Origin of the sequence: Ohtaekwangia sp. (assembly GCF_036786105.1) — a bacterium.
Taxonomy (GTDB): domain Bacteria; phylum Bacteroidota; class Bacteroidia; order Cytophagales; family Cyclobacteriaceae; genus Ohtaekwangia.
Genome location: NZ_DAIQRQ010000018.1, coordinates 72,045 through 77,620, shown reverse-complemented (window position 1 = coordinate 77,620; position 5,576 = coordinate 72,045). Strand labels below are relative to the sequence as shown.

General features: G+C 45.8%; 6 protein-coding genes. All 6 read left to right on the top strand.

Features of this window, described 5'->3' with window-relative positions; genetic code table 11:
- Positions 1-98 precede the first annotated feature (98 nt).
- The 6 genes from V7Q33_RS10435 (at position 99) to recN (ending at position 5,375) form a co-directional block, all read left to right on the top strand.
- A complete protein-coding gene (locus V7Q33_RS10435; RefSeq protein ID WP_331981952.1) occupies positions 99-911 on the top strand; it encodes an outer membrane protein assembly factor BamD in 813 nt (270 codons plus the stop codon).
- Positions 912-915: 4 nt separating this feature from the next.
- Complete coding sequence (locus tag V7Q33_RS10430) at positions 916-1,227, top strand: DNA-directed RNA polymerase subunit omega (RefSeq protein WP_331981949.1); 312 nt, start codon at positions 916-918, stop codon at positions 1,225-1,227.
- A gap of 95 nt (positions 1,228-1,322) precedes the next feature.
- Positions 1,323-2,525, top strand: coding sequence for a bifunctional phosphopantothenoylcysteine decarboxylase/phosphopantothenate--cysteine ligase CoaBC (gene coaBC, locus V7Q33_RS10425; RefSeq protein ID WP_331981946.1), 1,203 nt, complete (start codon positions 1,323-1,325; stop codon positions 2,523-2,525).
- Positions 2,518-3,426 carry a type IX secretion system protein PorD gene (gene porD / locus V7Q33_RS10420; RefSeq protein ID WP_331981943.1) on the top strand — a complete coding sequence of 303 codons (909 nt, stop codon included), beginning with the start codon at positions 2,518-2,520 and terminating at the stop codon, positions 3,424-3,426. Before coaBC ends, porD begins: the two co-directional genes overlap by 8 nt.
- Before the next feature lie 72 nt (positions 3,427-3,498).
- Positions 3,499-3,723, top strand: coding sequence for a hypothetical protein (locus tag V7Q33_RS10415; protein WP_333819790.1), 225 nt, complete (start codon positions 3,499-3,501; stop codon positions 3,721-3,723).
- On the top strand, positions 3,723-5,375 hold the full coding sequence (recN, locus tag V7Q33_RS10410) for a DNA repair protein RecN (RefSeq protein WP_333819789.1): 1,653 nt from the start codon (positions 3,723-3,725) through the stop codon (positions 5,373-5,375). The genes V7Q33_RS10415 and recN overlap by 1 nt, the downstream gene beginning before the upstream one ends.
- Positions 5,376-5,576 lie beyond the last annotated feature (201 nt).

Genomic DNA, 5,576 nt, shown 5'->3' with positions numbered 1-5,576 from the left:
CTGAAGCCAGATTCCAACTTTTTCTCCCCCTGTTACATCCTATTTGCATGAAAACAGCGTTTTTCTGTTCTAAACTCTTGTACTATATTTGCGGGCTTATGCGGAATCTATCAGCGTTAATCTTTATAATTTTCATCCTGCTGGCCGGGGCATCGTGCAGCAAGTTCCGGAGAATTGAGAAAAGTCAGGACTGGCGGGTGAAATATGAGGGAGCCCTGCATTATTACGATATCAAGGAATATTATAAGGCTTCGGTATTGTTTGAACAGATTCTGCCCATTGTGCGCGGCTTGCCGGAAGGTGAAAAAGTGCAGTTCTTCCTGGCCTATTGCCAGTTTTACGATAAGCTTTATTTGCTGGCTTCCGAGCAATTCAAAACCTTTTACGAAACCTATGGTCGTAGCACACTGGCAGAAGAGGCGCGATACATGTATGCTTATTCGCAATATGCGTCATCGCCCAAGCCCAACCTGGATCAGACCAACAGCATTAATGCCATGGCTGCCATGCAGGAATTTTTGAACCGCTTTCCGAACAGCAAATTCAAAGACCAGGCGGTAGAGGTAATTTACACCACACAGGCCAAACTTGAGAAAAAAGGATTTGAAAATGCGTACCAGTACTACAGAATGCGCAGCTACAAGGCGGCTATCGTATCGCTTAACAATTTCAAGAACAACTTCCCCGATTCGCATTACGTGGAAGAAGCCAGCTACCTGGTGGTATCGGCCGAATACAAACTTGCGCAACAAAGTATTTATTCAAAGCAGGCAGAACGTTATAAAGCTGTGGTAGAACACTACAAAGAATTTGTAGACAAGTTCCCGCAGAGCAAGTTTCTGAGAGACGCAGAAAAAATGTATGGCGACAGCCTCGAAAAATTAAACAAAACGAAAAACACAAACACATAATAATATGGCAGCTCAATCATCCATAGTAACCCGCGATGTAGAAAAGATCGCAGCACCCAGCGGTAATGTATACGAGTCGGTAGTGATCATCTCCAAGCGTGCGCGCCAGATTGCCGTGAACCTGAAAGAGGAGCTCAACAACAAACTGGCTGAGTTTGCTACTACTGTAGATAACCTGGAAGAAGTTTTCGAAAACCGCGAGCAGATCGAAATCTCCAAGTTCTACGAGCGTATGCCGAAGCCTACCAATACAGCGATAGAAGAGTTTCTCGATGGCGAGCTTACCTTCCGTATGCGTAACGAAGACCCGGCATAGGGAAAACGTTATCCGTTATCTGTTAATCGTTATTCGTAATCGATACATTGTTTCCGGATAACGATTAACGGGTAACTTGTAAACCGGTAACGGATATGCTTCATAATAAAAAGATCTTGCTGGGCGTAACAGGAAGCATTGCTGCTTATAAGTCGGCTGTGCTCACGCGATTGCTCGTGAAAGCCGGGGCAACCGTAAAAGTGGTGATGACGTCTGCCGCACATGATTTTATAACACCGCTTACGCTCGCTACACTCTCTAAAAATCCTGTACTCACAACGTTCTCGAAAGATGAAACCGGCCAGTGGAACAACCATGTAGACCTGGGGTTGTGGGCCGATGCCATGGTAATTGCTCCAGCCAGTGCCAATACGCTGGCAAAAATGGCGAATGGATTGTGCGATAATCTTTTGCTCGCGGTATACCTTTCCGCACGTTGCCCGGTATTTTTTGCTCCTGCCATGGATCTCGATATGTTGCAGCATCCTGTCACGCAACATAATCTTCACAAACTGAAAGATTTTGGAAATATACTGATCGACCCAACGTATGGCGAACTGGCCAGCGGGCTGGTAGGGCAGGGCCGAATGGCGGAACCGGAAGAAATTGTTGCCGCACTGGAAAAGCATTTCGCCACACAGAAAAAACTTGGCGGTAAAAAAGTACTGGTAACAGCGGGCCCTACATATGAAGCACTCGATCCTGTGCGCTTTATAGGCAACCACTCCAGTGGAAAAATGGGTTTTGCCATTGCAGAAGCATTGGCCGATCTCGGCGCTGAAGTAAATCTGGTAACGGGGCCTACGCAACAGCATACGACACATACACAGATCAACGTTATCAACGTGACTTCGGCTGAGCAGATGTATACAGCGTGTGCTACCCATTTTCCAACCGCGGATGTTACGGTGCTGGCAGCAGCGGTGGCTGACTATCGGCCGGTGGAGGTAGCGGAGCAGAAGATCAAGAAGAGTGATGCAAACCTGACAATCGAGTTGACAAAAACGCGCGACATCGCTGCATCGCTCGGAAAGATGAAACACAACGGGCAGGTGATTGTGGGCTTTGCCCTGGAAACAGAGAATGAAAAAGCCAACGCATTGTCTAAATTAGAAAGAAAGAATTTTGACCTCATCGTATTAAATTCACTGAACGATAAAGGTGCCGGGTTTCAACACGATACCAACAAGATCACCATCATCGACAAGGAACAACGTGTGAAGTCGTTTGAATTGAAAACTAAAAAAGAAGTAGCACAGGATATTGTTAATGCCATTATTGAAAAGCTGCATGATTAAAAAAGCGTTGGTCATTGTTCTTCTTTTTATTTCACTGGCTGTTCAGGCGCAGGAGCTGAGCTGCACGGTATCTATCAACGCCACGCAGGTTCAGACGTCTGACCGGAATATTTTTCGCGATATGAAGACGGCCATTGAGCAGTTTATGAACACACGCAAATGGACGAACGACTCGTACAAGAGCTATGAGAAGATCAAATGCAATATTTTGATCACCATCACCAGTATGCAGACTGGTACCTCCATCGGTACCTTTGAAGCTTCCGTACAAATACAATCTGCACGACCGGTATATAACACGAACTACTCAACACTGGCATTTAACTTTGCCGATCGCGATTGGCAGTTTGAATACGTTGAATCGCTTCCGCTCGAATACAACGACAACACGTATACCACCAACCTCACGTCAATGCTGGCATTATATGCCTATATGATCATCGGCGTAGATTACGATACGTTCAGTGAGCTGGGCGGTACTCCGTACTTTCAGAAAGCATTGCAAGTGGTAAACAACGCGCAGCAGTCGGGCCGTCCCGGATGGCAGTCGCTACAGGGAAACCGATCGCGTTACTGGATCGTGGAGAACTACAACAATCCGCAGATGGTAGACTTGCGCAAAGCGATTTATGCCTATCACCGCCTGGCACTCGATACCTTCGATAAAGATCCGGACAAAAGCAGGGAAGTTATTTTAAAAGGACTGAAAGACATCAAGAAGGTGCGCGATGTAAACCCTACAGCCGTAATCATTGTAAGCTTCTTTGATGCCAAGGGTAAAGAGCTTGTAAATATTTTTTCATCCGGCAACCTGCAGGTGAGGCGGGAGGCGTACGACATTATCAAAGCGATAGACCCATCGTCTAACCGCGCCAACTACGACAAGATCATTCAGAATTAGCGTTTCTTTTTCTGAATCAGCTTCACCTGAAATTCATCGCCCGTATTCTTTTTTCATAGTATCTTAGCCCCCATGGGTACGCGGCAACTTCGTCTTAATGATTCCGTACAGATCCGGAAGCGGATGCCGGATTTCACCGGTAAAACAATCAACGTTGTGTTGACGGACAGCACGGCTATAGTGGGTACACTGGAGAAAACCAGCGACAACGGAATTGTGTTAAAGAACATGCGGATGAAGAATGTATCGTATTCATTTGATAAAATTGCTGAAATATATTTCGACACGAACGCCTGATGTTAAAGCATCTCACCATTAAAAACTACGCATTGATCCGTCACCTGGAGCTGGAGCCTTCCGCCCATCTCAACGTGATCACCGGCGAAACGGGAGCTGGTAAATCCATTATGCTGGGTGCCATCGGCTTGCTGATGGGCAACCGTGCTGAGACAAAAGTATTGTGGGACGAGAATGAGAAGTGCATAACCGAAGGTGTCTTCAACATCAAAGACTATAAATTGAAATCATTCTTTAAGTCGGAAGATCTGGATTATGATGACAATACGGTTATTCGCAGAGAGATTAGTCCTGGGGGAAAATCGCGTGCCTTTATCAACGATACACCCGTTACGCTCGAAGTAATGAAGCGTGTAGGAAGTTTGTTGATGGATATACATTCACAGCACGAAACGTTGCTGCTGGGCAATCAAACATTTCAATTAAAGCTCATCGATGCGTATGCAGAAAATCAAACGTTGATTGAGCAATATGCAGAGCAATGGAGCGAATATCTTCATGCAAAAAAAGCATACGAGACACTAACAGCAGAAGCGGAAACACTTCGGCAGGAAGCAGACTATATACGCTTTCAGCTGGATGAGCTTACCAAGGCAAACTTCGAGGAGAACGAGCAGGAATCGCTGGAGTCGGAGATGAAGATCATGGAGCATGCGGAGGAAATCAAAACCCGCTTTCAGCAAACACTTGAATTACTTACGCGATCTGAATATGCCTCACGCGGCAGCCTGAGCGAAGCACGCAACCATCTGCAGAATGTGACTTCGTATGCCGATAAATATAGTAACCTGTTTCAGCGTATCGATAGCATGATTATTGAGCTGGATGACTTGCTGGATGAAATTGAGCGTGAAGAAGAAAGTATAGAGTTTGATCCCGAACGCTCTGAGTTTGTGAAAGAGCGTTTGAGTGTATTGTATCGCCTGCTAAAAAAACATCGTGCTGCCGATGTAAAAGAACTTCTCACTATTCAGGAAGGTCTTCGCGAAAAAGACAGCATCACGTCCAATGTAGACGAAGCGCTGGCGAAAGCAAAAGACGCTTATACAGCGGCTGATAAAAAAGTGCGCGCACTGGCGGCAAAAATCAGCGACACACGAAAGAAAACATTCAAACCGCTGAGCAACCAACTGGTAAAGCTGTTGCAAGAGGTAGGTATACCAAATGCTACTCTACAGATTGATGTTCAGGAAACCGAACCGACTGCCTCGGGTATAGATAAAATAGATATACTCTTCAGCGCCAACAAAGGTATAGCACCGCGTCCGTTGGCACAGGTGGCATCGGGCGGGGAATTTTCGAGGTTGATGTTCTGCATCAAATATGTAATGGCTGAGAAGACAGCAATGCCCACCCTGATACTCGATGAAATTGATAGCGGTGTATCGGGTGAAGTAGCGATCAAACTCGGTAACCTGATGAAGTCTATGTCGAAGACACATCAGCTTATCGCGATCAGTCACTTGCCCCAAGTGGCCGCGAAAGGCGATGCACATTACTTTGTATATAAAGATAACTCCGCAGCCAAAACAGTGAGCAGCATACGCGAGCTCAAGAAAGAGGAGCGTGTGGAGGAGATCGCCAAAATGATAGGCGGAGAGAAGCCATCCAAAGTTGCCCTTCAAAACGCTCAAGAGCTGCTTACTGCGTAAAATTTATTTCCCACAGAACTCACAGAATTTCACAGAAGCTTTTGCTGCATTTAATCTGTGTATATCTGTGAGTTCTGTGGGAGATTTTACTGCATTTGATTTTGTCTGTGAAATCTTTAGCGTAGAGAAGCCATCCAAAGTTGCCTTTCAAAACGCTCAAGAGCTGCTTACTGCGTAAAATTTATTTCCCACAGAACTCAC